Source organism: Variovorax raffinosi (genome assembly GCF_051216615.1).
In the GTDB taxonomy this organism is placed as follows: Bacteria; Pseudomonadota; Gammaproteobacteria; order Burkholderiales; family Burkholderiaceae_C; genus Variovorax.
On record NZ_JBPJZR010000012.1, the window covers coordinates 23,310 to 49,764 of the forward strand.

A 26,455-nucleotide genomic window follows, 5' to 3' on the forward strand; every position below is an offset into this window, starting at 1 on the left:
CGCTCAGCCCGATTTGGCCTGCGGGGGCACATCACCGCCTTTTTGCCGTTCACGGAACAACGCGGCGCGCATCAGGAAGATGGTGGTGATCGGCGCCGTGAGCGCGATGAACAGCACGATCAAAATCGCGTGCAGGAACAGGCTGAAGCCCTGCACCGAGAAGTACACCATCGTGGCGATGGTCATGCACCACACGCCCACCGTGGCACCCAGTGTGGGCGCGTGGATGCGGCGGAAAAAATTGGGCAGCCGCACGAGCCCGAACGAGCCGATGGCCGCGAAGGCCGCACCCAGCACGGCAAACACTGCAGTAGCGATTTCTGCCCACAGCGGCAGCGGGCCGACGATGAAGTCATTCATTCGATCACCTCCCCGCGCAGCAGAAATTTGGCCATGGCCGTCGAGCCCACGAAGCCGAACAGCGCCGTCAGCATGGCCGCCTCGAAGTACACATTGCTCGCGTAGATGATGCCGAGCACCAGCATCATCAGCATGCCGTTGATGTAGAGGCAGTCCAGCGCCATCACGCGGTCTTGCGCGGTCGGGCCGATCAGCAGCCGGGTGACCGCGCAGAGCATGGCCACGGCCAGCAGGAAGAGCGCGAACTTCAGCGCCCAGAAGAGGATGGGTGTCATGACTCGAAGATCTCCATCAGGGGGCGTTCGTAGCGCTGCTTGATCATGGCGACGAAGGCGACCTCGTCGTCCAGGTCGAACACATGGATCAGCAGCGTGCTGCGGTCGAACGCCACTTCGCCCCAGGCGGTGCCGGGCGTGAGGCACATGATCATGGCGAGCACGGCCAGGCCGTTGGGGTCGCGCATGTCGAGCGGGAGCTGCACGAACTTCGAACCGATGCGCGAGGTGCGGCGCGTGAGCAGCAGCCGCGCCACGTCGAACGCGGACTTCAGCATGTCGAAGGTCACGACGAAAGACAACCGCAGCGCGACGCCAGGCCGGCGCATGCGCACGGCGGCGGGCCGCAGGCCCTTGGTGATCAGCGGAACGACCAGCGCCAGGATGACGGCCGAGACCAGCGTGGCCGTTTCGAGCGACTGTTCGAGCAGCAGCCAGACGATGAACAGCGCGAACGAGAGCGGCGGGGACGGAATCAGGCGCTTCATGGGGCGGCGCCTTCCATCGGAATGGTTACGGTCGCGGGCACGGGGTTGGGCACCTGCTTCGCACCCATCACGGCGTTGCGGTAGGGCGCGGGGTTGAACAACCCTTCGGCGGTGGCCTGCGCATGCCGCATCACCGGTTCGGCCCAGATCGTCAGCGCCACGCAGGCGGCGAGCAGGGCGGCCACCGGCAGCACTTCGAGCGCGGGCAGCGAAGGCATGGTGGCGTGCGGCTGCGTCCAGAAATGGCGGATGCCCGTGCGGCTCAGCGCGATCAGCGAGAGAAAACCCGAGACGATCAGCAGCGTGAGGAAGGTCCAGCCGGCTGCCGTGAGGCCGTGGGCGCCGAGCAGGCCTGAGAGCATCGCGAACTTGCCGACGAAGCCCGACAGCGGCGGCAGGCCCGCGAGCAGCAGCGTGCAGCCCATGAAGCTGAGGCCCAGGAAGGCCACGCCGGCCGGAATGGCGCGGCCGTAGAGCGCCTGCGCGTCGTCGTCGAGGTTCACGTCGGCCGTGGCGCTCAGGTCTTCGGACAGGAAGGGCGCGTTGCCCGCCGCCTCGTGCGGCGCGACGCTCATGCCGGCATTGCGCCAGCGCTCGATCATGTCGATCAGCAGGAAGAAGGCGCTGACCGCGAGCGTGGAACTCAGCAGGTAATACAGCGCACCGGCCCACACGGCCGGCTGGCCGAGGCCGACCGCCGCCAGCAGCGTGCCTGCCGACACCAGCACGCTGAAGCCCGCGAGGTTCGACAGCCGCTGCGTGCCGACGATGCCGATGGCACCCACGAACAGCGTCGAAAGGCCGATGCCCACCAGCGCGACCTGCCCGAAGGCGGCCGAAGCGCCGGTGTCGGGCGCGAACAGCACGGTCCACAGCCGCAGGATGGTGTAGATGCCCAGCTTGGTCAGCAGCGCGAACACGGCACCCACGGGCGACACCGCCGCGCTGTAGGCCGGCACCAGCCAGAAGTTGAGCGGCCATGCGCCCGCCTTGGCGAAGAACGCGGTCGCGAGGATGGCCGCCGCCGCATGCACCAGGCCGCGATCACCGGGCGACAGCTCGGCGATGCGCATGCCCAGGTCGGCCATGTTGAGCGTGCCGGTCACGCCGTAAAGAATGGCCGCGCCGATCAGGAACAGCGACGAGGCCGCGAGGTTGATCGCGATGTAGTGCAGCCCGGCCTGCACGCGCAGCCGGCCCGAACCGTGCAGCAGCAGGCCGTAGGAGGCCGCGAGCATCACCTCGAAGAACACGAACAGGTTGAACAGGTCGCCGGTGAGAAAGGCGCCGTTCAGGCCCATGAGCTGCAACTGCAGCAGCGGATGGAAGTGCACGCCCGCGCGGTCCCAGCGCGAGGTGGAATAGATCGATGCCGCGAAGGCGACCACGCCAGTGAGCGCGACCATCATGGTCGAGAGCCGGTCGGCCACCAGCACGATGCCGAAGGGCGCGCGCCAGTTGCCGGGCAGGTAGACGCCGATCGAGCCGGGGCCGCCGCCGGTGTCGGCCGCGTTCACCCAGCGCAGCAGCGCGAGTGCGGCCAGCAGGCCGATCAGGCCCGAGACCACGCTCAGGGCCGACTTGGTGCGGCGACGGTTCTCGCCCAGCAGCAGCATGAGCGCGGCTGTGAGCATGGGCACGAGGATCGGCACCGCCACCAGGTGCGGCATGCTGAATTCAAGAAACCGGTCGAGCAGGTGGAACACTTCCTTCATTCCGCCGCCTCCCGCTCTTCACCGTCCACGTGGTCGGTGCCGGTGAGGCCGCGCGAGGCGAGCATGACGACCAGGAACAGGGCGGTCATGGCAAAGCCGATCACGATGGCGGTCAGCACCAGGGCCTGCGGCATCGGGTCGGCCGTGTTGGCCAGCGTGGCGGCGAAGCCCTTGACCAGCACCGGCTCGCTGTCGACCTTGAGCCGGCCCATGCTGAAGATGAAGAGGTTGACCGCGTACGAGATCAGGGTCAGGCCCATGATGACCTGGAAGGTGCGGGGACGCAGCAGCAGGTAGACACCCGAGCCGGTCAACACGCCGATGGCGAGGGCGAGCACGATTTCCATCAGCGGGCTCCCTCTGCGAGGGCGGCGGCTGCTGCTGCGGCTTCTTCGGCGGCGGCCTTGGCCTCTGCTTCTTTTTCGGCCTGTTCATCGGCCCAGCGGTGGCTGCGTATCGACTGGTGGGCCAGCGCGGTGAGGATCAGCATGGTGGCGCCGAGCACCAGCGCGAACACGCCGATGTCGAAGAACAGGGCGCTGGGCACGTGGATGTCGCCCAGCAGCGGCAGGCTCAGGTGCAGGGTGTGCGTGGTCAGGAAGGGATAGCCGAACACCACCGCGCCGCCACCGGTGGCCAGCGCGAACAGCAGGCCGATGGCGATCCAGCGGCGCGGGTAGATGCGCAGGTGCTCTTCCACCCACTCGGTGCCCGAGACGATGAACTGCAGCACCAGTGCGACCGACATCACCAGCCCGGCGACAAAACCGCCGCCCGGCGCGTTGTGCCCGCGCATGAAGAAGTAGACCGACACCAGCGCCGCCAGCGGCAGCACCAGCCGCACCAGCACGGCCGGCACCATCAGATAGCCGACGGCCGTGTCCTTGGCCAGGCGCGGGTTCAGCAGGTCGCTGCTGCCGTCGTCCACCTGCTGGCGCTGTTGCACCGGCAGGGCCATCGATTCGATGGCCGGGCGAAAGCGCCGCAGCAGCGCATACACGGTGAGCGCCACGATGCCGAGCACGGTGATCTCGCCGAAGGTGTCGAAGCCGCGGAAGTCGACCAGCATCACGTTGACCACGTTGGTGCCGCCGCCCTCGGTGAGCGCGCGTTCGAGAAAGAAGGGCGAGATGCTTTGCGGGAAGGTGCGCGTCATCATGGCCCAGGCCAGCGCGGCCATGCCGCAGCCGGCGACGGTGGCGACCAGCAAGTCGCGTCCACGGCGGCCCCAGGGGCGCAGCCGCATGCGCGCGGGTTGCACCACGTCCTTGCTGCGCATCGGCAACCAGCGCAGGCCCAGCAGGATGAGCACGGTGGTCACGGCCTCGACCACCAGTTGGGTCAGTGCCAGGTCGGGGGCAGAGAACCAGATGTAGGTCACGCAGGACACGAGGCCTGCGGCAGCAGCCAGCATGAGTGCCGCGAGCCGGTGGAACTTGGCCTGCCATGCGGCCGCCAGCGCGCAGGTGCCGCCGATGAGCCAGGTCATCGCGAACATCGGGGAGAAGGGCAGCAACTCGCGCGTGCCGGGGGCTGCGGGGTTGGCCCACATCGCGGCGGTGGCGCCTGTCACGGCCACCAGTACCAGCAGCAGCAACTGCCACTGCATGCGGCGCGTGCCGAACAGGCGGCGGCTGCGGCGGCCGGCTTCGCTCAGCAGCGCCAGCAGGTGCTCGAAGATGACCTGTCCGTCGAAGCGGTGCAGCAGCGGCGTCTGGTCGAGGCCGCCTGCCGCGCGCCGGCGGCGTTGCAGCAGATAGAGCGCGGCGCCGCCGGCGAGCGCCACGAAGCTCATCAGCAGCGGCAGGTTGAAGCCGTGCCACACGGCCAGGCTGTACTCGGGCAGCGTGCCGCCGACCACCGGCGTGGCGGCAGCCGCCAGCATCGGGCCGACGGACCACGCGGGCGCCACGCCCACCACCAGGCACAGCAGCACCAGCAGCTCGACCGGCACGCGCATCCAGTGCGGCGGCTCGTGCGGATGCTTGGGCACTTCGTCGCCGCAGGGCGGGCCGAAGAACACGTCGAACACGAAGCGCGCCGAATAGGCCACGCTGAAGATGCCCGCGAGGGTGGCGATGACGGGCAGGCTGAAATCGACCCAGGGCGTGGCCTGGATGAAGACCGTCTCGGCGAAGAACATTTCCTTCGACAGAAAGCCGTTGAGCAAGGGCACGCCGGCCATCGAGGCGCTGGCGATGATGGCCAGCGTGCCGGTGATGGGCATCAGCCGCATCAGGCCGCTGAGCTTGCGGATGTCGCGCGTGCCGGTCTCGTGGTCGATGATGCCGGCCGCCATGAACAGCGAGGCCTTGAAGGTCGCGTGGTTCATCACATGGAAGACGGCAGCCACCGCAGCCAGCGGGCTGTTCAGGCCCAGCAGCAGCGTGATGAGCCCGAGGTGCGAGATGGTCGAGTAGGCCAGCAGCGCCTTCAGGTCGCGCTGGAACATCGCGATGAAGCCGCCGAGCAGCAGCGTGATGGCGCCGGCGCCGCCCACCATCCAGAACCATTGCTCGGTGCCCGACAGCACTGGCCACAGCCGCGCCATGAGGAACACGCCGAGCTTCACCATGGTGGCCGAGTGCAGGTAGGCCGATACCGGCGTGGGCGCGGCCATGGCGCGCGGCAGCCAGAAGTGGAAGGGGAACTGCGCGCTCTTGGTGAAGGCACCCAACAGCACCAGCACCAGCACCACGGGGTACAGCGCATGCGCGCGAATCAGGTCGCCCGAAGCCAGCACCACGTCGAGGTCGTAGCTGCCGACGATGCGGCCCAGCACCAGCACGCCGGCCAGCAGGCAGAGCCCGCCCGCACCGGTGACGGTGAGCGCCATGCGCGCACCGCGCCGCGCGTCGCGCCGGTGGTGCCAGTAGCCGATCAGCAGGAAGGAGAAGAGGCTGGTGAGCTCCCAGAACAGCACCATCTGGATGAGGTTGCCCGAGAGCACCACGCCCATCATCGCGCCCATGAACGCGAGGAAGAATGAGAAGAAGCGCGGCACCGGGTCGGAGGCCGACATGTAGTAGCGCGCATACAGCACCACCAGCGCGCCGATGCCCAGCACCAGCATGCAGAACAGCCATGCGAAGCCGTCCATGCGGAACACGAGGTTCAGGCCGAGGGCGGGTAGCCATTCGATCTCTTGTCGCAGCACCTTGCCGTTGGCGATCTGTGGAAAGAACCATGCGGCCTGTATGGCGCAGCCGAGTGCGACGAGGCCCGCGAGGGTCGACTCCCTGTTGCGCGCGTTGGAGGGCATCAACGCGGCCAGCACGCTGGCAATGAAGGGGAGGGCGACGAGAAAGACCAGGGGCATTGTGGTTAATTCTATCGATCGACCTTGATATGCCCTCTATCTATAACCGCAGGACATCAGGCGGTTTTCATGAAGCGGTCAACCCGAGAAGGCCTGCACGGTGCGCAGGCCGAGCCAAGTCATGCAGAGGGAGCCGCCCAGGTGCAGCGCGATCGTGCCCAGTGCGAGGCCGAACCGGTCGCCGACGAGCATGCCGACGACTTCCGCGGAGAAGCTGGAGAAGGTGGTGAGCGTGCCCAGAAAGCCGGTGATGACCATGAGCCGCCATGCAGGGTTGATGTCGGGCAGGCCGCTGAAGACGCCGATGGCCACACCGATCAGGTAGCCGCCGATGAGGTTCACCGCCAATGTGCCCCAGGGCAGGATGCCGCCGGGGTTGAGCCACAGGGCAAAGCCCCAGCGCATGAGGGCGCCTACGCAGGCGGCCAGGCAGATGACTATGACGTTCAGCAGCATGGTCGTGACTTTAGCTGCTCTGGAAACACTGGTGCCTTGCTGTTCTTGGTGCTGCTGTTCGGGGCGGGCTCGGGTTCATTCGGGGCGCGTGCGAATGACGCCAGGAGCTCCCCTCCGCGAATGTCCCCCGCTTCGCTCCTCCTTTATTTCGCTGCGGGGAGCACCTGGCGTCATTCGCACAGGGGCACGCTGCTATTGATCCGGCGATCAACAACCGCTCTGTCCAACGCTCGCGCCGATACGGGGCTCTTTTTCGCGAAATAAAGGAGGAGCGAAGCGGGGGACATTCGCGAAAAAGAGCACCGTGTCGGCGTGAGTGTCGCCCTGAACAGCAGTGCCGAAACCAAACCCCCAAAGCAGCCTCTCTATTTCTCCTTGCCCATCACGAGATCAGGCAGGATCGTCACGATGCTAGGGAACAGCGTGATGAGCGCGATGCACAGCACCAGGCAGAAGAAGAACGGAATCGCCGCCTTGGCGATCACGTTGCTGTCCTTCCCCGTCATGTTCTGCAACACGAAGAGGTTGAAACCCACCGGCGGTGTGACCTCGGCGATCTCGACCAGCAGCACGATGAAGATGCCGAACCAGATCAGGTCGAAGCCCGCCTTCTGGATCATCGGCAACACCACCGCGCTGGTCAGCACGATCATCGAGATGCCGTCGAGCGCCGTGCCCAGCACCAGGTACACCACCACCAGCGCACCGATCAGCGCATAGGGCGACAGATGCATGCTGTCCACCCACTCGGCCAGCTCGCGCGGAATGCCGGTGAAGGCCATGGTCTTGGTCAGGAAGGCGGCACCGGCCAGGATGAACATGATCATGCAGCTCGTGCGCGTGGCACCCATGATCCCGTCCTTGAAGTTCTTCCATGTGAGGCTGCGGCCCCAGGCCGCGATGGCCAGCGAGCCCAGCACGCCGAAGGCCGCGCATTCGGTGGCAGTGGCCCAGCCGGCCACCAGCACCCACACGATGAAGACGATCAGCAGCGCGCACGGAATGAGATTGCCCGAGAGGCGGATCTTTTCCATGAAGGTGGTCGGCGGATCGGCCGGTGGCACCTGGTCGGGATGGCGCAGGCTCCACCAGCCGATGTAGCCCGAGAACAGCAGCATCAGCAGAAAGCCCGGCAGGAAGCCGGCCAGGAAGATGCGGATGATCGAGGCGTCGGCCGCCACGGCATACACCACCATCGTGATCGACGGCGGAATCAGAATGCCCAGCGTGCCCGCGGTGGCCAGCGAGCCGATGGCCAGTTGCTCGTTGTAGCCGCGGCGCTTGAGCTCAGGCAGCGCCACCTTCGCAATGGTCGCGCAGGTGGCGGCCGATGAACCCGAGACCGAGCCGAACACGCCGCACCCGAGGATGGTGGTGTGCATCAGCCGGCCGGGCACGCGGTTGAGCCAGGGGCGCAGGCCCTCGAACATCTCTTCGCTGAGCTTGGTGCGGAACAGGATCTCGCCCATCCAGATGAACAGCGGCAGCGCCGCAAGCTCCCAGCTCGCATTGCTTTCCCAGAAGGCAGAGAACAGGTTCTTGCCGGGCAGCGTGTTGGTGAAGAAGGCCTGGCCGACCCAGCCGACGATGGCCAGTGTCATCGCGATCCAGACACCGCCCGCGAGCAGCACCAGCATGATGGCGAGCAAGAGCGCGCCCATGAGTAAGGTTTCGAGCATGGGCGGTCAGACGTCGGAGGAAAAATCGCCGGCGGCGTGCCGCTCTTCCATGGCGCGCTGGTAGCTGGGCTTTTCGCCACGCACCACGCCGACCAGCTCGTCGATCATGGCGATCAGCAGCAGCCAGCAGCCGATCACGAAGGTCGATTGGGGAATCCAGATCGGAATGACCACGAGGCCCGTTGCCATCTCGGCGAACTCGTAGCTCTCGTAGGTGAAGCTGGTGGCCCAGTAGGTGAGGTAGGACACCGACACAGCCGCGATCAGCAGGCACATCACGTCGAGCACGCGCCGCGCCTTCGCCGGCACGGCTTCGAGCAGCAGCGTCACGCGCACGAAGTCGCCATGCCGGAAGGCATGCGCCATCGCGAAGAACGCGGCAGCGGCGCACAGCCAGGCGACGACGTCGTTGAGCCCGCTCACATGCCAGTTCATCTGACGGCCCACGCCGGCCAGGATCATCAGCACGAAGATCAGGAACACGCAGAGCGCACCAAGGGCGCCTGCACCGTCGTACAGGCGGTCAAGGAAGCGGCGCATGGCTTACTTCTTTTTGTAGGTATCGACGATGGCGGCGCCATCCGCACCGGCGGCCTTGAGCCAGTCGACCTGCATGATGCCGCCGACCTGGCGCATGTCGGCGTCGAGCTTGGGCGAAGGCTTGTGCACCTTCATGCCGCGCTCGGCCAGCAGGCGCTTGTATTCCTCGTTCTTCTCTTGCGCGACCTTCCAGCCGCGCACTTCGGCGTCGGCCGCGGCCTTGGTCACGGCGGCCTTGGTGGTGGCGTCGAGCGCGTCGAAGGCCTTGGCGTTCACCAGGATCGCGTTCTTCGGAATCCAGGCCTGCGTGTCGTAGAAGTTCTTCAGGTGCTCGTAGGTCTTGGTGTCGTAGCCGGTCGAGCCCGAGCTCATGTAGCTTTCGATCACGCCCGTGGCCATGGCCGCGCTGAGTTCGGCCTGCTGGATCTGCACCGGCTGCGCGCCGATGAGTTCGGCGATCTTGGCGGTGGCCGGGCTGTAGGCGCGCCACTTGATGCCGCGCAGGTCGGCCACCGAGCTGATCTCCTTCTTGGAGTAGATGCCCTGCGGCGCCCACGGCACCACGAACAGCACCTTGATGCCCTGGGCCGCGAGCAGCTTTTCCATGGCCGGCCTGGAGGCGTCGTAGAGCTTTCTCGACTCGGGATAGGTGGTGGCCAGGAAGGGCACGCCGTCGAGCGCGTAGATCGGGTTCTCGTTCGCGTAGTTGGCCAGCAGGATCTCGCCGGCCTGCGCCTGGCCGCTTTGCACCGCGCGCTTGATCTCGGGCGCCTTGAACAGCGAGGCATTGGCGTGCACCGTGATCTTGACCTTGCCGCCCGTGGCCGCGTCCACGTCTTTCGCGAACTGCGTGATGTTTTCGGTGTGGTAGTTGGTTGCCGGATAGGCGGTGGGAAGGTCCCACTTGGTCTGCGCAAAGGCCGCGGCACCGAGGGTGAGGCCCGCAAGGGCAATACCGAACTTGTGATTCATGAACGCGCTCCGGAACGGGTTGAAAGCAAAACGAAAGGAAGCATACGAGCAAATTCCAGGCCACTTCCTGAGGCATTTCCCTGCCATCGCGCCGGTCGGTGCGGGCGTCGCGGTTGCGGCAAATGGTGTTGATCGCGCGTGCCGCGATGCTGATCTGCCCGCTGCTGTTGTCTCCTTGCGTGGCAATGCCATTGCAAAAACACCGGAGCAAAACTTCAGGATCGACTCAGGAAGTCCTGCACTTCGCCATCTAAAGTCATGACTGCCAAAACGCGTATTGCCGTGAGATGAAGTACGGCCACCGACCCTGTTCGAGAGCCCCGTGAGGGGCTTTCCTGTTTGCGGGCGGCCTGTTGCTTCAAGGCTTGGAGCGGCGCTGCCTTCATGCGTCGCGACAGGAGCAAATGCGTGGGCCACTGACCGGGAGGGAGGTGAAACAAGGAATCCAACACATGAATATTTCCCTGCGCCATCGTCATCTGACTTCGCTTGCGCTGATCGGCCTGGCCGCGCTGCAGTCGCCGCAGGTTCAAGCCCAGACATCGTCTGCATCGGCTGCACCCGCTGCATCGCCCGCACCGATCGACAGCAGCATCGGCGGCGCGGGCAAGTGGGAACTGACGATCTCGCCGTACGCCTATCACTGGAATCGCAGCCCGGAACACCGCAGCGTCTACCTGATCGGCGTCGAGCGCCACCTGCCGGACAACTGGCTGTGGGGCGTCGGGTTCTTCAGCAATTCCTTCGGGCAACCCAGCGGCTATGCCTACTACGGTTACCGCTGGGACAACCTGTTCGATCAGCCTTCGCTCTATGCCAAGCTGACCGTCGGCCTGATGTACGGCTACGTGGGCCAATACAAGAACAAGGTGCCATTGAATTTCGGCGGTTTCTCGCCGCTGGTGATCCCGGCATTGGGCTATCGCATCACGAAGCACGACTCGGTGCAGATCGCGCCGCTTGGCAAGGCGGCATTGCTGTTCACCTACAACCGTACCTTTTGAGAATTCGCTTGCTGGCGTACAGCCGGCGGGCATGAAAAAGCCGCCTGACAAGGCGGCTCTTTTTCTATCGCTTTGCCGTTACGGCTTGGCCGGTGCCTTGGCCGATTTGGCTGGCGCGGCAGTCGCCGCAGCGGTTGCGCCGCCGAAGCCCTGGCCATTGACCGTCAGGCCCTCGGCCGACAGCTTGGCCGCCTTCTTTTCCTTCACGCCCTTGATGCGCTGCATGAAGTCGGGCCAGTCCTTGAACTCGCTTTCCTTGCGTGCGTCGAGGATGCGCTTGGACATCGCCGGGCCGACGCCCTTGATGCCGTCGAGGTCGGCGGCCGTGCCCTTGTTGACGTCGACCGCGGCGAACGATGCAGCCGCGAACAGCAGGGCCGTGGCGGCCAGGATTTTCTTCAGCATTGTTTGAACTCCCTCATTTGTTGATATAGCCGACAGAAGCGTCGGCTCGGGCTCAACGGACTCGGGAAGCGGGACGTTGACGCCTGGAAAGCGTGCAAGTCCCCACGTGACTATTGTTCAGAACCGTGGTCAGAGTTCTTCGACGCGGCGAGGCGGATAGCTGTCCCAGGCCTGGCAGCCGGGGCAGTGCCAAAAGTACTGGTGCGCCTCGAAACCGCAGGCCGCGCAGCGGTAGCGCATCAGTGGCCGGGTGGCCTGGTCGAGCGCGCGCTGCACCTGCGGATGGAACTGCTCATGCTCGAAGCGCTCGCCCGCCAGCCAGCGCGATGCGGCGACCAGCGACGGTTGCTGCGCGAGGTGGGCGATGTAGCCGTCGCGCGGGGTCGGTGCCTGGTCTTGTTCGGTGGCGGTCGGTGTGCCGCCGAGGGTGATCACCGCTTCCAGCACGTCGATCGATGGCGATTCCACATAGCGCCGCTGCAGCAGCGCGAGCGCTTCGCCTTCGCGGTGGGCTGCCACGGCGGCTTGCTGCAGCGAGGCTGCATACAGCGGCAATGCGAGCGGCGCGGTGTCGCTCAGTGCGACGAGGGTGTCGAAGGCGGCGGCTGCTTCGCCATTGCGCAACTGCAGCGTGGCTGTGTCGATGGCAGGCCGCGGCGCCTGCGGTGCCAGCTCCGCGGCCTGCGCGAGCAGCTTTGCCGCACCGGACATGTCACCGGCCGCCGACCGCTCGGTGGCCTGTTCGCACAGGTGATGGGCGCGGCGCGTGCTGTAGCTGGCCTGGTCGGACTCGTCGAGCTTTTGCGCCACGGCGGCGGCCTGGGCCCATTCGCGCGAGCGTTCGTAGATGGCCAGCAGCGAGAGCCGGGCCTCGTTCTCGTAGCGCGTGCCTTCGAGCTTCTGCAGTGCGGCTTCGGCGCGGTCGAGCAGGCCGGCACGAAGGAAGTCCTGCGCCAGTGCGTGCTGGGCGCGTTCGCGGTCGCTGCGGCTCAGGTCGCCACGGCCCAGCAGGTGCTCGTGCACACGCACGGCACGCTGGTATTCGCCACGGCGGCGGAACAGGTTGCCGAGCGCGAAGTGCAGCTCCTGCGTGTCGGGGTCGTTCTGCACGGCCTCGATGAAGGCATCGATCGCCTGGTCCTGCTGCTCGTTGAGCAGGAAGTTGAGGCCGCGAAAGTAAGCCTTCGGGGCTTGCCTGTTTTCAAGCTTGAGCTGGCGGATGTCGAAGCGCGATGCGAGCCAGCCGAGCACGAAGGCGACGGGCAGGCCGATCAGCAGCCAGCTGGGATCAAAGTCCATGTTGACGTACGGCGGGAAGGTCGGTGGCGGAGATGGACGGCACTACCGCAGGAGCGGATGCGGCCGTCGGTGCCGCGGTGGTCGGGGCTTCGGATGCGGAAGGCAACTGTGCCGCTGCGGCGCGGTGCTTCCACCAGCCCGGCAGCATGCCGAGCGCGCCTACCACGAGCCCGCCGGCGAATGCCGCGAGCACGACGAGCACAAGGGGTGCGCGCCAGTGGGTACCGAAGAAGAAATTGACGGTCGCGTCGTGCTGGTTGTTCAGCGCGAAAGCGAAGAGCGTAAAAAAAATGGCTGCCTTGAGCAGCCACAGGAGGTATTTCATAGCCGTTCCCGTTGCCGGGAGCATTCTACGTTTGTCACCATGCCGATCAGGCCTTGCGGCCCTTGGCTTCCTTGCCGGCATCGAGCTCGGCGGTCTTCGCGTCCACGGCCTCGCGCAGGGCCTTGCCCGGCTTGAAGTGAGGCACCCGCTTCTCTGGAATCTGCACGCTCTCGCCCGAGCGCGGATTGCGTCCGATGCGCGGCGGACGCCGGTTGACCGAGAAGCTGCCGAACCCACGGATCTCGATGCGATGCCCGCGCACCAGCGCGTCGCTCATCGCGTCGAGGATGGTCTTGACGGCGTATTCGGCATCGCGGTGCGTGAGCTGCGCAAAGCGCGCTGCGAGTTCTTCGACGAGGTCAGAGCGGGTCATAGGCCGGGGCAGAGAAAACGTGGACGAAAAAAAGACAGAGTGGCCAAGCTAAGCGCCTGGCCAGCTCTGTCTTCGGACTCAGCTTACTTGTTGTCGCTGTTGTCGAGCTTGGCGCGCAGCAGGGCGCCCAGGCTCGTCGTGCCCGCGTTTTCGCGTGCCGACTGCTGGCTCAGGTTGGCCATGGCGCCTTGTTCGTCGACCATGTCCTTCTGCTTGATCGACAGCTGGATGTTGCGGGTCTTGCGATCCACATTCACGACGATGGCGGTGACTTCGTCGCCTTCCTTCAGCACGTTGCGAGCATCTTCCACGCGGTCGCGGGAGATTTCGCTGGCGCGAAGGTAGCCGAGGATGTCTTCGCCGAGGTCGATTTCAGCGCCGCGGGCGTCCACGGTCTTGACCTTGCCGGTCACGATCTGGCCCTTGTCGTTCACGGTGGTGAACGTGGTGAACGGGTCGCTGTCGAGCTGCTTGATGCCCAGGCTGATGCGTTCGCGGTCGACGTCAACGGCCAGCACGAGCGCTTCGACTTCCTGGCCCTTCTTGTAGTTGCGAACGGCGGTTTCGCCGGTTTCGTTCCACGAGAGGTCAGACAGGTGAACCAGGCCGTCGATGCCGGCAGCCAGACCCACGAACACGCCGAAGTCGGTGATCGACTTGATCGGGCCCTTGACGCGGTCGCCGCGCTTGGTGTTTTGCGCGAACTCTTGCCACGGGTTGGCCTTGCACTGCTTCATGCCCAGGCTGATGCGGCGCTTGTCTTCGTCGATTTCCAGGACCATGACTTCGACTTCGTCGCCCAGCGAGACGATCTTGTTCGGAGCGATGTTCTTGTTGGTCCAGTCCATTTCGGAGACGTGCACCAGGCCTTCGATGCCGGGTTCGAGTTCGACGAACGCGCCGTAGTCGGCAATGTTCGTGACCTTGCCGAACAGGCGGGTCGATTGCGGGTAGCGGCGCGAAACGCCCATCCACGGGTCATCACCCATTTGCTTGAGACCCAGCGAGACACGGTTCTTTTCGGTGTCGAACTTGAGGATCTTGGCGGTGATTTCCTGGCCGGCCTGAACGACTTCGCTCGGGTGGCGAACACGGCGCCATGCCATGTCGGTGATGTGCAGCAGGCCGTCGATGCCGCCGAGGTCAACGAACGCACCGTATTCGGTGATGTTCTTGACGACGCCGCGGACAACAGCGCCTTCCTTCAGGGTTTCCATCAGCTTGGCGCGCTCTTCGCCCATGCTGGCTTCGACCACGGCACGGCGCGACAACACGACGTTGTTGCGCTTGCGGTCGAGCTTGATGACCTTGAATTCGAGGGTCTTGTTTTCGTACGGGGTCAGGTCCTTGATCGGACGCGTGTCGATCAGCGAACCCGGCAGGAATGCGCGGATGCCGTTGACCAGGACGGTCAGACCGCCCTTGACCTTGCCGCTGGTGGTGCCGGTGACGAAGTCGCCCGATTCCAGGGCCTTCTCGAGGGCGAGCCACGAAGCCAGACGCTTGGCGGTGTCGCGCGAGAGGATGGTGTCGCCGTAGCCGTTTTCAACGCTGCCGATGGCAACGGAAACGAAATCGCCGGCCTGGACTTCGAGTTCGCCCTTGTCGTTCTTGAACTCTTCGATCGGCACATACGCTTCGGACTTCAGACCGGCGTTGACGACGACGTGGTTGTGCTCGACGCGCACGACTTCGGCCGTGATGACCTCGCCGGTGCGCATTTCGGAACGCTTCAGGGACTCTTCGAATAGGTCGGCAAAAGATTCAGACATTTATGGTTCCTTCCGTCAGGCAGGGTTGGCAGGCGCTATTGCGAAATTGCGTGCGGCTGCTGTGGGTCTGGAGACGGCGGTTTTGTGGGCTGGTGCCCGGGTTGGTTGAACAACCAGAAGGCCGGTGCGCTGTCGCGCGAGAAGAGCCTGCTGGAGCGGTATGCGCCAGCCGGAACACCCGGTTGGCGCGAGCCCTTCAAGCGGACTTGAAAGGCTGTACTTGCTGCCACCAGTTCAACACCTGATCGATCGATTGCTCGATGGAAAGCTGGGAGTTGTCCAGGTGGCGGGCATCCTGCGCCGGCTTCAGAGGTGCGACGCTGCGGGATGAGTCCCGGGCGTCACGTGCTTCCAAGTCGGAGCGAAGACTGTCGAGTGTAGTCGAAATACCCTTTGAAATCAACTGCTTATGGCGCCGTTCGGCGCGCTGGACGGCGCTGGCCGTGAGGTAGACCTTGAGGGGGGCGTCCGGGAAGATCACGGTACCCATGTCGCGGCCATCGGCCACGAGGCCGGGCAGTTGGCGAAAACGCTGCTGCAGGGCCAGCAGGGCCTCCCGCACGGCGGGCAGCGTGGAGACGCGGGAAGCGTCCATGCCGGCGGCTTCGGTGCGGATTTCATCGCTGACGTCTTCGCCTGCCAGCAGTACCTTGCCCTCGGTGAACTGCAGGGGCAGGGCGGCCGCGAGCGAGGCAATCTGCGCTTCGTGCTGCGGATCGGCGCTCAGGCCGGCGCGCCGCATGGCAAGGCCGGTCACACGGTAGAGCGAGCCCGAGTCGAGGTAGTGGTAGCCCAGCAGCCGCGCCACTTCGGCCGCGAGCGTTCCCTTGCCGGAGGCGGTCGGGCCGTCGATGCAGATCACCGGCACCGCCGAGGCTTCGGCCACCGAGAACAGCGTTTCGAAGTAGTCGGGGAAGGTCTTGGCAACGCAATGCGGATCGAGGATGCGCACCGGCACCCGGGCCGGGTTGAACGCCGCGAGCGAAAAACACATGGCGACGCGGTGGTCGTCATAGGTGTGGATGCTCGCCGGCAGCCAGCCGCCTTGCGCCAGCGGATGCACGCGGATGAAATCCGGGCCGGCTTCGACCGTGGCGCCCAGCTTCCTCAGCTCGTTGGCCATGGCGTCGATGCGGTCGGTTTCCTTGACTCGCCAACTGGCGATGTTGCGCAGCGTGCTGGGGCCGTCGGCGTACAGCGCCATGACGGCGAGCGTCATCGCCGCGTCGGGGATGTGGTTGGCGTCGAGGTCGATGGCCTTCAGCGGCCAGGCGCCACGGCGCACTTCGAGCCAATTCGGGCCGCTGTCGACTTGCGCGCCCATTTGCTGCGCGGCGTCGATGAAGCGGATGTCGCCCTGGATCGAATCAGCGCCCACGCCTTCGATTCGAATGCCATTCTTTCTGGATACGCCCGTCGCAATCGCGCCAAGCGCTATGAAATAGCTAGCGGAGGAAGCGTCTGCCTCGACATGGATGTCGCCCGGTGAGCTGTAGTGGCTGTCGGCCGGAATGGTGAAGCGCTCCCAGCCGTCGCGCCGCACCGCGATGCCGAAGCGTGCGAGCAGGTTCAGCGTGATCTCGATGTAAGGCTTGGAGATCAGTTCACCGACCACTTCGATCACGATGTCGTTGCGTGCTGCGAGCGGCAGCGCCAGCAGCAGGGCGGTCAGGAACTGGCTCGACACATCGCCGCGCACGCGGATCGGCGCATCGAGCACCAGGTCGCCGTGGTCGACCGGATGAATGCGCAGCGGCGGATAGCCGGGGTTGCCGAGGTAGTCGATCTGGCAGCCGAGCTGGGTCAGCGCATCGACCAGATCGCCGATGGGGCGCTCGTGCATGCGCGGCACGCCGCTCAGCTCGAATTCGCCGCCGAGCAGCGAAAGCGCCGCAGTCAGCGGGCGCATCGCAGTGCCGGCGTTGCCCAGGAACAGCGGCAGCAGGGTGCTGCTGGGCTTCAGTTGCCCGCCGAGGCCGGTGATGCGCAGCGTGTTGTCGGCTGGCGCCGGATCGATGCCGCAGCCGAGCGCGCGCAGGGCGTCGAGCATCACGCGCGTGTCATCGGAGTCGAGCAGGTCGTGGATGGTGGTGGTGCCGCTGGCGAGCGCCGCCAGCAGCAGCACGCGATTGGAAATGCTCTTGGAGCCCGGCAGCCGGACCGTGCCGGCAGCGCCCACGAGGGGCGGGAGGTCGAGGAAGGCTGTCGAGAACATGTCAGACATCCTGCTGCGACGAAGCCGTGTCGGCGCTGGGCTTCCAGGCGGCGCGGGCCTTGCTGGCGGCGGCGATGGATTGCTCCAGCGCCTGCAGGTCGCCGGCAGTCATCAGCGCTTCGAGGTCTTCCAGCGCCTTGCGGAAAGCCTGCGATTGCTGAAGCACCTGCTCGCGATTGGCGAGCAGCACGTCGCGCCACATGACCGGGTCGCTTGCGGCGATGCGCGAGAAGTCGCGAAAGCCCGGGCCCGCGAGGCTCAGGAAGCGGTCGCCCTGCGGCTGCGCGGTCAGGGCGTTGGTGTATGCGAAGGCCAGCAGGTGCGGCAGATGGCTGACGGCGGCGAAGGCGGCGTCGTGCTCTTCATGCGTCATGGTGACGACATGGGCGCCGATGCCGCTCCAGACCTGCGAGGCGCGCTGCACGTTCGAGCGCAGCGTGGCCTTGACCGGCGTCAGCACGACTTGGCGGCCGGTGAACAGCGAGGCTTCGGCGTGCTCGATACCGGAGACTTCCTTGCCGGCGATCGGATGTGCCGGAACGAAATTCGCGAACTGCTTTTGCAGGCCGTTGCGCGCGGCTTCGATCACGTCGCCCTTGGTCGAGCCGACGTCCATCACCAGCGTTTCGCTCGAAATGCCATGGCGGATGGCCTTGAACATGGCTTCCGATGCGGCCACCGGCACAGCCAGCAGCACGAGGTCAGCGCCCGACACGGCGAGCAGCGCGGAGGGTGCCACCACGTCGATCACGCCAAGCTGGCGAGCCCGTTCGGTGGTGGACGGCGACTTGCTGTAGCCGACCACGCGTTTCACCAGCTTCGCGCGCTTGAGCGCGAGCGCAAAAGAGCCGCCCATGAGGCCGCAGCCGATCAATCCCAGTTGCTCGAACATCGTGTCTGTCCGGCTCAGGCTTTGACGGGGTAGGCGCCAAGGACCTTGTAGAACGCGCAGAGGCCGCGCAGTTCGGCCAGCGCCGCAGCCACGTTCGGCTGCGAGGGATGGCCGTCGAGGTCGATGTAGAAGTAGTACTCCCACTGGCCGGTGCGCGCGGGGCGCGATTCGAAGCGCGTCATCGACACGTTGTTGGCCTTGAGCGGCACCAGCAGGTCGTGCACCGCGCCGGGCTGGTTCGGCACCGAGACGATCAGGCTCGTGCAGTCGCGGCCCGAAGCGGGCGGCATGGCCAGCGTCTGCGGCAGGCAGATCACCGAGAAGCGGGTGCGGTTGTACGAATCGTCCTGGATGGCATGCGCCACGATGTGCAGGCCGAAGCGTGTGGCCGCGCGTTCACCGGCCAGAGCGGCCCAGGCCGGGTTGGTGGCGGCGAGTCGGGCGCCTTCGGCATTGCTCGACACGGCACGTCGCTCGGCGTTCGGCAGGTGCTTGGACAGCCAGGTCTGGCATTGGGCCAAGGCCTGCGGATGAGCCAATACGGCCTCGACGCCTTCGAGCGAATTGCTGCTGCGCAGGAGATGGTGGCGCACCAGCAGGCTGACTTCGCCGACGACGTGCGTGGGCGAATGCAGGAAGAGGTCCAGCGAGCGCGTGACCACGCCTTCGGTCGAGTTCTCGACGCCGACCACGCCGTACTGGGCGCTGCCCGCGGCGGTCGCATGGAACACCTCGTCGAAGCTGGCGCAGTAGATCAGATCGGCTGCGCCGCCGAAGTACTCGATGGCGGCCTGTTCGCAGAAGGTGCCTTCGGGGCCCAGAACGGCCACGCGCTGCGGCGATTCGAGGGCCAGGCAGGCCGACATGATTTCGCGCCAGATGGCCGCCACATGCAGGTCCTTGAGCGGACCCGCATTGCTTTTCTGCATCTTGTCGATGACCGCCGCCACGCGGTCGGGGCGAAAGAACGGAGTGCCTTCGCGCTTCTTGACCTCGCCGACCAGTTCGGCCACATGGGCCCGCTCGTTGAGCAGGCTGAGCAGTTGCTGGTCGAGCGAGTCGATCTGCACGCGCAGACCGGCAAGGCTTTCGGAGTTGTCGGGGGAGGAGGGCGGTGTGGGTGCGGAGTCGGTCATCGGTGCGAGCAGCTAGGGCATGCGCCTAGGCATGCGATCGCTCGAATTCTCGCATGTAGCCCACGAGTGCCTGCACCCCTGCCAGCGGCATGGCGTTGTAAATGCTGGCGCGCATGCCACCGACCGACTTGTGGCCCTTGAGCTGCAACAGCCCGGCTTCGCGCGCACCGGCCAGGAAGGCCTCGTTGCGGCCTTCATCGGCCAGGAAGAACGGCACGTTCATGCGCGAGCGGCAATTCGCATCGATCCGGTTGGCGTAGAAGTCGGAGCCGTCGATGAAGTCGTACAGCAGCTTCGCCTTCGCGATGTTGCGCTGCTCCATGGCGGCCACGCCGGTGAGGTCGCCCTCGGTCTGCTGCAGAAGCCACTGGAACGTGAGCCCCGCCATGTAGATGCCCCAGGTCGGTGGGGTGTTGTACATGGACTTGTTGTCGGCCACGGTCTTGTAGTTGAACGCGCTCGGGCAGATCTCGAGCGCATGGCCGAGCAGGTCGTCGCGCACGACGACGATCGTCAGGCCGGCCGGGCCGAGGTTCTTCTGGGCGCCGCCGAAGGCCAGGCCCACGCGAGTCCAGTCAACGCTGCGCGAGGCGACGTGTGACGAGAAATCGATGACGAGCGGTGCCTTGCTGCCGAGTGCGGCAAGGTCGGGCAACTGCTGGAATTCGATGCCGTTGATGGTCTCGTTGCTGCACACGTGCACGTACGAGGCATCCTGGCTGAGCTGCCAGGTCGAGGGATCGGGCAGTTGGGTGTGCTGCTGGTTGTCGGCGTTGCTTGCTGCAACGCGTGCGGCGCAGTAGCGCTGCGCTTCCTTGTGCGACTTGACGCTCCAGCTGCCGGTGATCACGAAGTCGGCGGTTTTGCCGCGCGACAGGTTCATCGGCACGATGGCGTTTTCGCCAAGTCCGCCACCCTGCATGAACAGGATGTGGAAATGAGAGGGCACGGCCAGCAGCGTGCGGATGTCGGCTTCGGCCTGCGTACAGATGGCGCCGAATTCCTTGCCGCGATGGCTCATTTCCATCACGCTCATGCCGCTGCCTTGCCAGTCGAGCATTTCGGAGGCAGCGCGTTGCAGCACCGCCTCCGGCATGGCAGCCGGGCCGGCCGAAAAGTTGTAGGGGCGCTTGCCGGCCGGCGTCTGCTGCTGGGTCACGTTGCTTTACTTCTTGGCTGGTGCCTTGGCTGGCGCCTTGGCGGGTGCGGGTGCTTCGGTGGGGGCGCCCAGTGCCTTGGCGACGTTCTCGTCGAGGGCGCGCATCTTGGGTTCGATGGTGGCGCGCGTTTCAGACACGAGCTTTTCCGTCAATGCGGTCTGCATCTTCGGGTTCAGGTCCTGGTACTTCTTGCTCAGGGGCGAGTTGATCCAGGCCAGCAGTTGCTTGAGTTCGTCTTCGCTGAAATTCTGCTCGAGCAGCGGCGTCAGGGCGCCAGGCGCCAGTTGCACGGCCTTGTCGCGAACCACCGGGTAGGCGTCGTCGAAGTACTTCTTGAGCTCGGCGTCAGCGGCCTTGGCAGCGGCTTCGCGCTTGGCTTCCGGCACTTGCGTCTGCAGGTACTGCGAGCCGGCCTGTGCGATCGGGGCGCTCGATTGTTCGACCAGCCCGCGTGCCAGCGATTCGATGCCGGGGCGCTGGATGTCGATGAACTGCTTGATCAGCGTGGCCTTGTCCTGGGCCATGGCAGCCATGGAGCTGCTGGCAAGGGCTACCGTCAGAAGTGCGAGTTTGATTTTTTTCACTGAGGATTCTCCGTTGAAGATGTGGAAGTATCGTCTGCGTCAGGCTCACTCTCGCCGTTCGCGTCGTTTTCGACGATACGTTGTAGCCCGCTGAGTTTGGCGCCTTCGTCGAGCCCGATCAGCGTGACGCCCTGCGTCGCGCGACCCAATTCGCGAATCTCGGCAACCCGGGTGCGCACAAGCACGCCCTTGTCGGTGATGAGCATGATCTCATCATCCGCATGCACAAGAGTGGCGGCAACGACCTTGCCGTTGCGCTCACTCTGTTGAATCGCGATCATGCCTTTGGTTCCACGGCCGTGGCGCGTGTATTCCGTAATGCTTGTTCGCTTTCCGTAACCATTTTCCGTGGCGGTGAGCACGCTTTGCTGCTCGTCCTCGGCCACCAGCATCGCGATCACGCCTTGTCCCGGATCGAGCGACATGCCGCGCACACCGCGGGCGTTGCGGCCCAGCGGGCGGACGTCGTCTTCGGCGAAACGCACGGCCTTGCCGCCGTCGCTGAAGAGCATCACGTCGTGCTTGCCGTCGGTCAGCGCAGCGCCGATCAGGTAGTCGCCGTCGTCGAGGTTCACGGCAATGATGCCGCCCTTGCGCGGGTTGTTGAATTCGTCCAGCGCGGTCTTCTTGACAGTGCCCATCGAGGTCGACATGAACACGTACTGGTCGGCCGGGAAGTTGCGCTTTTCGCCGGTCAGCGCCAGTGCGACGTTGATCTTCTCGCCTTCCTGCAGCGGGAACATGTTGACGATCGGCCGGCCGCGCGAGCCGCGCGAACCCGCGGGCACTTCCCACACCTTGAGCCAGTACAGCCGGCCGCGGTTCGAGAAGCACAGGATGTAGTCGTGCGTGTTGGCGATGAAGAGCTGGTCGATCCAGTCGTCGTCCTTGGTCGATGTGGCCTGCTTGCCGCGACCGCCGCGTTTTTGAGCACGGTACTCGCCCAGGGGCTGGCTCTTGATGTAGCCGCTGTGCGAGAGCGTCACCACCATGTCGGTTGGGGTGATCAGGTCTTCGGTCGAGAGGTCGTAGGCGCTGTGCTCGACCAGGCTGCGGCGGGCGCCGAGCTTCGACTGACCGAACTCCTGCTTGGTCTCGCCGAGTTCGTCGCCAATAATGGTGGAGACGCGCTCGGGCTTGGCCAGGATGTCAAGCAGGTCGTCGATCTCCGCCATGACTTCCTTGTACTCGACAACAATCTTGTCTTGCTCGAGGCCGGTCAGGCGCTGCAGGCGCATCTGCAGGATTTCCTGGGCTTGCGTTTCCGACAGGCGATAGAGGCCGTCGCCGCCCATGCCGTACTCGCGCTCGAGGCCTTCGGGGCGATAGTCGTCGGCGTTGATCACGCCGCCATCGGCGCGCGAACGCGTGAGCATCTCGCGCACCAGCTTGCTGTCCCAGGCGCGGGTCATCAGCTCGGCCTTGGCGACCGGTGGAGTGGGCGACTCGCGGATGATGCGGATGAACTCGTCGATGTTGGCCAGCGCCACTGCCAGGCCTTCGAGCACGTGGCCGCGCTCGCGGGCCTTGCGCAGTGTGAAGACGGTACGGCGCGTGACCACTTCGCGACGGTGCTGCAGGAAGACCTCGATCAGGTCCTTCAGGTTGCACAGCTTGGGCTGGCCGTTGACCAGCGCCACCATGTTGATGCCGAAGGTGTCCTGCAGCTGCGTCTGCTTGTAGAGGTTGTTGAGCACCACTTCGGGCACTTCGCCGCGCTTGAGCTCGATCACCAGGCGCATGCCCGACTTGTCGGATTCGTCCTGGATGTGGCTGATGCCTTCGATCTTTTTCTCGTGCACCAGCTCGGCCATGCGCTCCTGCAGCGTCTTCTTGTTGACCTGGTAGGGCAGCTCGTCAACGATGATCGCCTGGCGCTGGCCGCGGTCGATGTCCTCGAAGTGGCACTTGGCGCGCATCACGACCTTGCCGCGGCCGGTGCGGTAGCCGTCCTTCACACCGTTGATGCCGTAGATGATGCCGGCCGTGGGGAAGTCGGGCGCCGGGATGATTTCCATCAGCTCGTCGATGCTGGCCTGCGGGTTGCGCAACAGGTGCAGACAGGCGTCCACCACCTCGTTCAGGTTGTGCGGCGGAATATTGGTGGCCATGCCGACCGCAATACCGCCGGAGCCATTCACCAGCAAATTCGGCAACCGGCTGGGCAACACTTTCGGCTCTTTTTCGGAGCCGTCGTAATTGTCTTGAAAATCGACAGTTTCCTTGTCGATATCGCCCAGCATTTCGTGCGCAATTTTGGCCAACCGGATTTCCGTATAACGCATTGCGGCTGCGTTGTCTCCATCGACAGAACCGAAGTTGCCCTGGCCGTCAACCAGCATGTGGCGCATGGAGAAGTCCTGCGCCAATCGCACGATGGTGTCGTAGACCGACTGGTCACCGTGCGGGTGGTATTTACCGATCACGTCACCGACGATACGAGCCGATTTCTTGTACGGCCGGTTCCAGTCGTTGTTCAGTTCGTGCATGGCGTACAGGACGCGCCGGTGCACAGGCTTGAGGCCATCACGCGCATCGGGAAGCGCCCGGCCCACGATGACGCTCATGGCGTAATCGAGATAGCTGCTGCGCATTTCCTCTTCGAGACTGATGGGCAGGGTTTCTTTGGCGAAGGAGGTCATGAGCGAGAGGCTGGCGGCAGGAAGGCGAAATTTTACGCTGTGAGGGGTGTCGCACCGCCGCAACACTAGGCGGCTATTCCGCCTCCGTCCTACGCTTCGGGGGCGTCCAGCGGCCTGTTTGCCAAAGACCCTATGGCACAATCGCCTCAACGTTTTGGGTGGTGGTCACTTAAAGCGTCCTTGATTCGCAGCGCGGCTGCGGCTTTTTCCCCAAGAGGAGAACCATGAAGAAACTGAATAAAGTGGCGATGATGTTTGCAGTCGCTGCGCTCGCCACTGCCGCCGGCGCGCAGACCCGTGTCACCGCTGCTGACGGCGGTCCTACGATCGACAACTGGCAAAACGGCACCGGCGAGCTGGTCTGGAAGAACGGCACCAACGAACTGTGCTGGCGTGATGCCAACTGGACGCCGGCTACTGCCGCCGCTGGTTGCGACGGCGCTCTGGTTCCGGCCGCTCCTGCTGCCGTGGCTCCGACCCCTGGCGCTCCGGTTGCTCCGGGTGCACCGCAAGTCGCCGCCAACAAGGTGACCTTCGCTGCCGACGCATTCTTCGACTTCGACAAGTCGGTTCTGAAGCCTGAAGGTCGCGCAAAGCTGACCGATCTGGTCGAGAAGATCCGTGGCGTCAACCTCGAAGTGATCATCGCTGTGGGCCATACCGACTCGATCGGCACGGTGCCTTACAACCAGCGTCTGTCGGTGCGTCGCGCTGAAGCCGTCAAGGCCTTCCTGGTCTCGAAGGGCATCGAACGCAACCGCGTTTACACCGAAGGCAAGGGCAAGTCGCAACCTGTGGCTGACAACAAGACCAAGGAAGGTCGCGCCAAGAACCGTCGCGTTGAAATCGAAGTGGTCGGCACCCGCGCCAACTAATCATTCGATTCCATCGATGACAAAAACCCCGCCTTGGCGGGGTTTTTTTATGCCTGCCGTATTGACGCTCAATCGCTTGTCAAAGCCTGCTTGACAGTTGTGGGCCATTGCCCGTTTCATAATCGCTATATGACAGAAAACGTGAATGCCGACCCGGCTGAACTGGCCAAGTTTTCAGAGCTTGCGCATCGATGGTGGGATTTGGAGAGTGAATTCCGCCCATTGCATGAAATCAATCCATTGCGTCTCGAGTGGATCGACGGTATTTCGCCCATTTCGCAACGTCGAGTGGTGGATATCGGCTGCGGCGGCGGAATCCTGGCCGATTCGATGGCGCGAAAGGGCGCCGACGTACTTGGCATCGACTTGGCGGGCAAGGCACTCAAGGTCGCCCAGTTGCATGCCCTCGAGGCTGGCACGCGTGGCGTCAAGTACCGCGAGATCAGTGCCGAAGCACTGGCTGCTGAGCAGCCCGGCAGCTTTGACGTCGTCACATGCATGGAAATGCTTGAGCACGTGCCGCAGCCTGCCTCGATCGTCCAAGCCTGCGCCACGCTGGTAAAGCCGGGCGGATGGGTTTTTCTCTCGACGATCAACCGCAACCTGAAGGCCTTCATGTTTGCGATCGTGGGTGCCGAATATGTTCTTGGCATGCTGCCACGCGGAACCCATGAGTATCCGAAGCTGATTCGCCCCAGTGAGCTTGCTGCCTACTGCCGCGCAGCCGGACTGGATCTTCGGGCTACCCGCGGCATGGAGCACAACCCGCTGACTCGGCGCTACTGGCTCAGCGCCGACACCAGCGTCAACTACATGTTTGCAACGCAAAAACCACCGTTGCCGGGTTCGCAGGGATGACAAATGCTTCGACACAAGCTGTGCTGTTCGATCTGGATGGCACGCTGATAGACAGCGCTCCCGACCTGGGTGCTGCAGCCGACAAGATGCGTACCGATCGCGGCCTCGCCTCTTATCCGTTGGAGCGTTACAGGCCGATGGCCGGTTCCGGTGCGCGCGGAATGCTCGGTGTGGCATTCGGCATCACGCCGGAGGCGCCTGAGTTCGACGAATTGCGAGAAGAATTCTTTGTCGCCTACGAGCGACGCATGCTGCTGAACACGCATGTGTTCGATGGTGTCCAGGTCCTGATCGAGGCGCTCCAGGAGCGAGGCCTGCTCTGGGGCGTCGTCACCAACAAATCGGCTCGTTTCACCGATCCGCTGACGAGTGCCATCCCGCTATTTGCCACGGCGCGAGCGATCGTGAGCGGCGACACCACGCCTTTCTCCAAGCCACACCCAGAGCCTTTGCATGAAGCGGCCCGGCGGTTGGGCGTCGCGTCCAGTGCGTGCATCTACGTCGGGGACGACGAGCGCGACATCATCGCTGGCCGCGCCGCCGGCATGCGAACCGTCGCGGCCGCCTACGGCTACATGGGTTCGCAAGCCGATGCCGCGCTCTGGAAGGCCGATGCTTCAATCTCTTCGCCCCTCGAGCTCTTGAAGTTCCTCAATAGCGCCTAAAATGGAAGGCTTGGGGCTGCACTGGTTTCGACGTGGGTTCGGAGTCGCAGCGGGGCATGTCGAGCTGAATGCGCTCGTAAAACAGATTCAAACAAACTAACTGCAAACGACGAACGTTTCGCACTCGCTGCTTAATTGCCAGTGAGCTTTGCAACAGCAGGCCGATGGGCTGGGCAAGGGGGTGACAGAGCAATCTGAATCCTCCCGGCTGCAAAGATAATTACATGGGCTGGCTTCGATCCGGGTACCTTGGGTCGAGGCGAGAAAATAGGGTGCTGGCGTCCGGTTTAGCGTGTGACTGCGCGACTCCGGAAGCGAGACTCAAATCAGATCACTAAACATGTAGAACTGCGCGATGAAGGCTTGCGGACGGGGGTTCAAATCCCCCCAGCTCCACCAACACAACGTCCAAGGGCGTTCACTGAAGTTCAGTGAACGCCCTTTTT

The 26,455-nt window shown here is 64.6% G+C and carries 26 protein-coding genes and 1 other RNA gene; 6 read left to right on the top strand and 21 right to left on the bottom strand.

Features of this window, described 5'->3' with window-relative positions; translation table 11 throughout:
• Positions 1 to 3: 3 nt before the first annotated feature.
• The 10 genes from mnhG to ACSFB7_RS28715 form a co-directional block, all read right to left on the bottom strand.
• Positions 4 to 360 carry a monovalent cation/H(+) antiporter subunit G gene (gene mnhG / locus ACSFB7_RS28670; protein WP_435475724.1) on the bottom strand — a complete coding sequence of 119 codons (357 nt, stop codon included), beginning with the start codon at positions 358 to 360 and terminating at the stop codon, positions 4 to 6.
• On the bottom strand, positions 357 to 635 hold the full coding sequence (locus tag ACSFB7_RS28675; RefSeq protein WP_435475725.1) for a K+/H+ antiporter subunit F: 279 nt from the start codon (positions 633 to 635) through the stop codon (positions 357 to 359). The genes mnhG and ACSFB7_RS28675 overlap by 4 nt, the downstream gene beginning before the upstream one ends.
• Positions 632 to 1,123: a Na+/H+ antiporter subunit E gene (locus ACSFB7_RS28680; protein WP_435475726.1), complete on the bottom strand. Its 492-nt coding sequence runs from the start codon at positions 1,121 to 1,123 to the stop codon at positions 632 to 634. Before ACSFB7_RS28680 ends, ACSFB7_RS28675 begins: the two co-directional genes overlap by 4 nt.
• On the bottom strand, positions 1,120 to 2,838 hold the full coding sequence (locus tag ACSFB7_RS28685; RefSeq protein WP_435475727.1) for a monovalent cation/H+ antiporter subunit D: 1,719 nt from the start codon (positions 2,836 to 2,838) through the stop codon (positions 1,120 to 1,122). Before ACSFB7_RS28685 ends, ACSFB7_RS28680 begins: the two co-directional genes overlap by 4 nt.
• Positions 2,835 to 3,185, bottom strand: coding sequence for a Na+/H+ antiporter subunit C (locus tag ACSFB7_RS28690; RefSeq protein ID WP_435475728.1), 351 nt, complete (start codon positions 3,183 to 3,185; stop codon positions 2,835 to 2,837). Before ACSFB7_RS28690 ends, ACSFB7_RS28685 begins: the two co-directional genes overlap by 4 nt.
• Positions 3,185 to 6,157: a monovalent cation/H+ antiporter subunit A gene (locus ACSFB7_RS28695; RefSeq protein WP_435475729.1), complete on the bottom strand. Its 2,973-nt coding sequence runs from the start codon at positions 6,155 to 6,157 to the stop codon at positions 3,185 to 3,187. Before ACSFB7_RS28695 ends, ACSFB7_RS28690 begins: the two co-directional genes overlap by 1 nt.
• A gap of 78 nt (positions 6,158 to 6,235) precedes the next feature.
• Positions 6,236 to 6,613: a fluoride efflux transporter CrcB gene (gene crcB, locus ACSFB7_RS28700; protein ID WP_435475730.1), complete on the bottom strand. Its 378-nt coding sequence runs from the start codon at positions 6,611 to 6,613 to the stop codon at positions 6,236 to 6,238.
• 365 nt (positions 6,614 to 6,978) lie between these two features.
• Positions 6,979 to 8,292: a TRAP transporter large permease gene (locus ACSFB7_RS28705; RefSeq protein WP_435475731.1), complete on the bottom strand. Its 1,314-nt coding sequence runs from the start codon at positions 8,290 to 8,292 to the stop codon at positions 6,979 to 6,981.
• 6 nt (positions 8,293 to 8,298) lie between these two features.
• Positions 8,299 to 8,832 carry a TRAP transporter small permease gene (locus ACSFB7_RS28710; RefSeq protein WP_435475732.1) on the bottom strand — a complete coding sequence of 178 codons (534 nt, stop codon included), beginning with the start codon at positions 8,830 to 8,832 and terminating at the stop codon, positions 8,299 to 8,301.
• A gap of 3 nt (positions 8,833 to 8,835) precedes the next feature.
• Positions 8,836 to 9,804: a TRAP transporter substrate-binding protein gene (locus ACSFB7_RS28715; RefSeq protein WP_435475733.1), complete on the bottom strand. Its 969-nt coding sequence runs from the start codon at positions 9,802 to 9,804 to the stop codon at positions 8,836 to 8,838.
• Between ACSFB7_RS28715 and ACSFB7_RS28720 the strand changes: the two genes are divergently transcribed.
• Together ACSFB7_RS28720 and ACSFB7_RS28725 are read left to right on the top strand one after the other, a co-directional pair.
• Positions 9,803 to 10,066 (top strand): hypothetical protein, encoded by a 264-nt coding sequence (locus ACSFB7_RS28720; protein WP_435475734.1) that lies wholly within the window; start codon positions 9,803 to 9,805, stop codon positions 10,064 to 10,066. The genes ACSFB7_RS28715 and ACSFB7_RS28720 overlap by 2 nt on opposite strands.
• A gap of 190 nt (positions 10,067 to 10,256) precedes the next feature.
• Positions 10,257 to 10,808 (top strand): hypothetical protein, encoded by a 552-nt coding sequence (locus ACSFB7_RS28725; RefSeq protein ID WP_435475735.1) that lies wholly within the window; start codon positions 10,257 to 10,259, stop codon positions 10,806 to 10,808.
• A gap of 78 nt (positions 10,809 to 10,886) precedes the next feature.
• Here ACSFB7_RS28725 and ACSFB7_RS28730 read toward each other — a convergent pair whose 3' ends face one another.
• From ACSFB7_RS28730 to gyrA, 11 genes are all read right to left on the bottom strand, one after another.
• Positions 10,887 to 11,213: a ComEA family DNA-binding protein gene (locus ACSFB7_RS28730; RefSeq protein ID WP_435475736.1), complete on the bottom strand. Its 327-nt coding sequence runs from the start codon at positions 11,211 to 11,213 to the stop codon at positions 10,887 to 10,889.
• A 129-nt stretch (positions 11,214 to 11,342) separates the two neighbouring features.
• On the bottom strand, positions 11,343 to 12,512 hold the full coding sequence (gene lapB / locus ACSFB7_RS28735) for a lipopolysaccharide assembly protein LapB (RefSeq protein WP_435475737.1): 1,170 nt from the start codon (positions 12,510 to 12,512) through the stop codon (positions 11,343 to 11,345).
• The gene (locus ACSFB7_RS28740) at positions 12,502 to 12,837 is read right to left on the bottom strand and encodes a LapA family protein (protein WP_435475738.1); all 336 of its coding nucleotides are present in this window, start codon (positions 12,835 to 12,837) and stop codon (positions 12,502 to 12,504) included. The genes lapB and ACSFB7_RS28740 overlap by 11 nt, the downstream gene beginning before the upstream one ends.
• A 46-nt stretch (positions 12,838 to 12,883) precedes the next feature.
• Entirely contained in the window at positions 12,884 to 13,210 is a 327-nt protein-coding gene (locus tag ACSFB7_RS28745) for an integration host factor subunit beta (protein WP_019654766.1), read from the bottom strand.
• An 83-nt stretch (positions 13,211 to 13,293) separates the two neighbouring features.
• Positions 13,294 to 14,982, bottom strand: a complete 1,689-nt coding sequence (gene rpsA, locus ACSFB7_RS28750; RefSeq protein WP_187108569.1) for a 30S ribosomal protein S1 — start codon at positions 14,980 to 14,982, stop codon at positions 13,294 to 13,296.
• Positions 14,983 to 15,178: 196 nt separating this feature from the next.
• Positions 15,179 to 17,197: a bifunctional 3-phosphoshikimate 1-carboxyvinyltransferase/cytidylate kinase gene (locus ACSFB7_RS28755; RefSeq protein WP_435475739.1), complete on the bottom strand. Its 2,019-nt coding sequence runs from the start codon at positions 17,195 to 17,197 to the stop codon at positions 15,179 to 15,181.
• Between the two features lies 1 nt (position 17,198).
• Complete coding sequence (locus tag ACSFB7_RS28760) at positions 17,199 to 18,089, bottom strand: prephenate dehydrogenase (protein ID WP_435475740.1); 891 nt, start codon at positions 18,087 to 18,089, stop codon at positions 17,199 to 17,201.
• Positions 18,090 to 18,103: 14 nt separating this feature from the next.
• The gene (pheA, locus tag ACSFB7_RS28765) at positions 18,104 to 19,225 is read right to left on the bottom strand and encodes a prephenate dehydratase (protein WP_187108572.1); all 1,122 of its coding nucleotides are present in this window, start codon (positions 19,223 to 19,225) and stop codon (positions 18,104 to 18,106) included.
• A 25-nt stretch (positions 19,226 to 19,250) separates the two neighbouring features.
• Positions 19,251 to 20,321 carry a 3-phosphoserine/phosphohydroxythreonine transaminase gene (serC, locus tag ACSFB7_RS28770; RefSeq protein ID WP_435475965.1) on the bottom strand — a complete coding sequence of 357 codons (1,071 nt, stop codon included), beginning with the start codon at positions 20,319 to 20,321 and terminating at the stop codon, positions 19,251 to 19,253.
• Between the two features lie 69 nt (positions 20,322 to 20,390).
• Positions 20,391 to 20,969: a DUF2059 domain-containing protein gene (locus ACSFB7_RS28775; RefSeq protein ID WP_435475741.1), complete on the bottom strand. Its 579-nt coding sequence runs from the start codon at positions 20,967 to 20,969 to the stop codon at positions 20,391 to 20,393.
• Positions 20,966 to 23,611: a DNA gyrase subunit A gene (gene gyrA, locus ACSFB7_RS28780; protein ID WP_435475742.1), complete on the bottom strand. Its 2,646-nt coding sequence runs from the start codon at positions 23,609 to 23,611 to the stop codon at positions 20,966 to 20,968. The genes ACSFB7_RS28775 and gyrA overlap by 4 nt, the downstream gene beginning before the upstream one ends.
• Before the next feature lie 224 nt (positions 23,612 to 23,835).
• Here gyrA and ompA point away from each other — a divergent pair, with 224 nt between their 5' ends.
• The 4 genes from ompA (at position 23,836) to ssrA (ending at position 26,408) form a co-directional block, all read left to right on the top strand.
• Positions 23,836 to 24,486, top strand: coding sequence for an outer membrane protein OmpA (gene ompA, locus ACSFB7_RS28785; RefSeq protein WP_187108576.1), 651 nt, complete (start codon positions 23,836 to 23,838; stop codon positions 24,484 to 24,486).
• A 129-nt stretch (positions 24,487 to 24,615) separates the two neighbouring features.
• Positions 24,616 to 25,344: a bifunctional 2-polyprenyl-6-hydroxyphenol methylase/3-demethylubiquinol 3-O-methyltransferase UbiG gene (ubiG, locus tag ACSFB7_RS28790; RefSeq protein WP_435475743.1), complete on the top strand. Its 729-nt coding sequence runs from the start codon at positions 24,616 to 24,618 to the stop codon at positions 25,342 to 25,344.
• Entirely contained in the window at positions 25,341 to 26,009 is a 669-nt protein-coding gene (locus ACSFB7_RS28795; RefSeq protein ID WP_435475744.1) for an HAD-IA family hydrolase, read from the top strand. Before ubiG ends, ACSFB7_RS28795 begins: the two co-directional genes overlap by 4 nt.
• A 12-nt stretch (positions 26,010 to 26,021) precedes the next feature.
• Positions 26,022 to 26,408: a transfer-messenger RNA gene (gene ssrA, locus ACSFB7_RS28800) on the top strand.
• Positions 26,409 to 26,455: the final 47 nt, after the last annotated feature.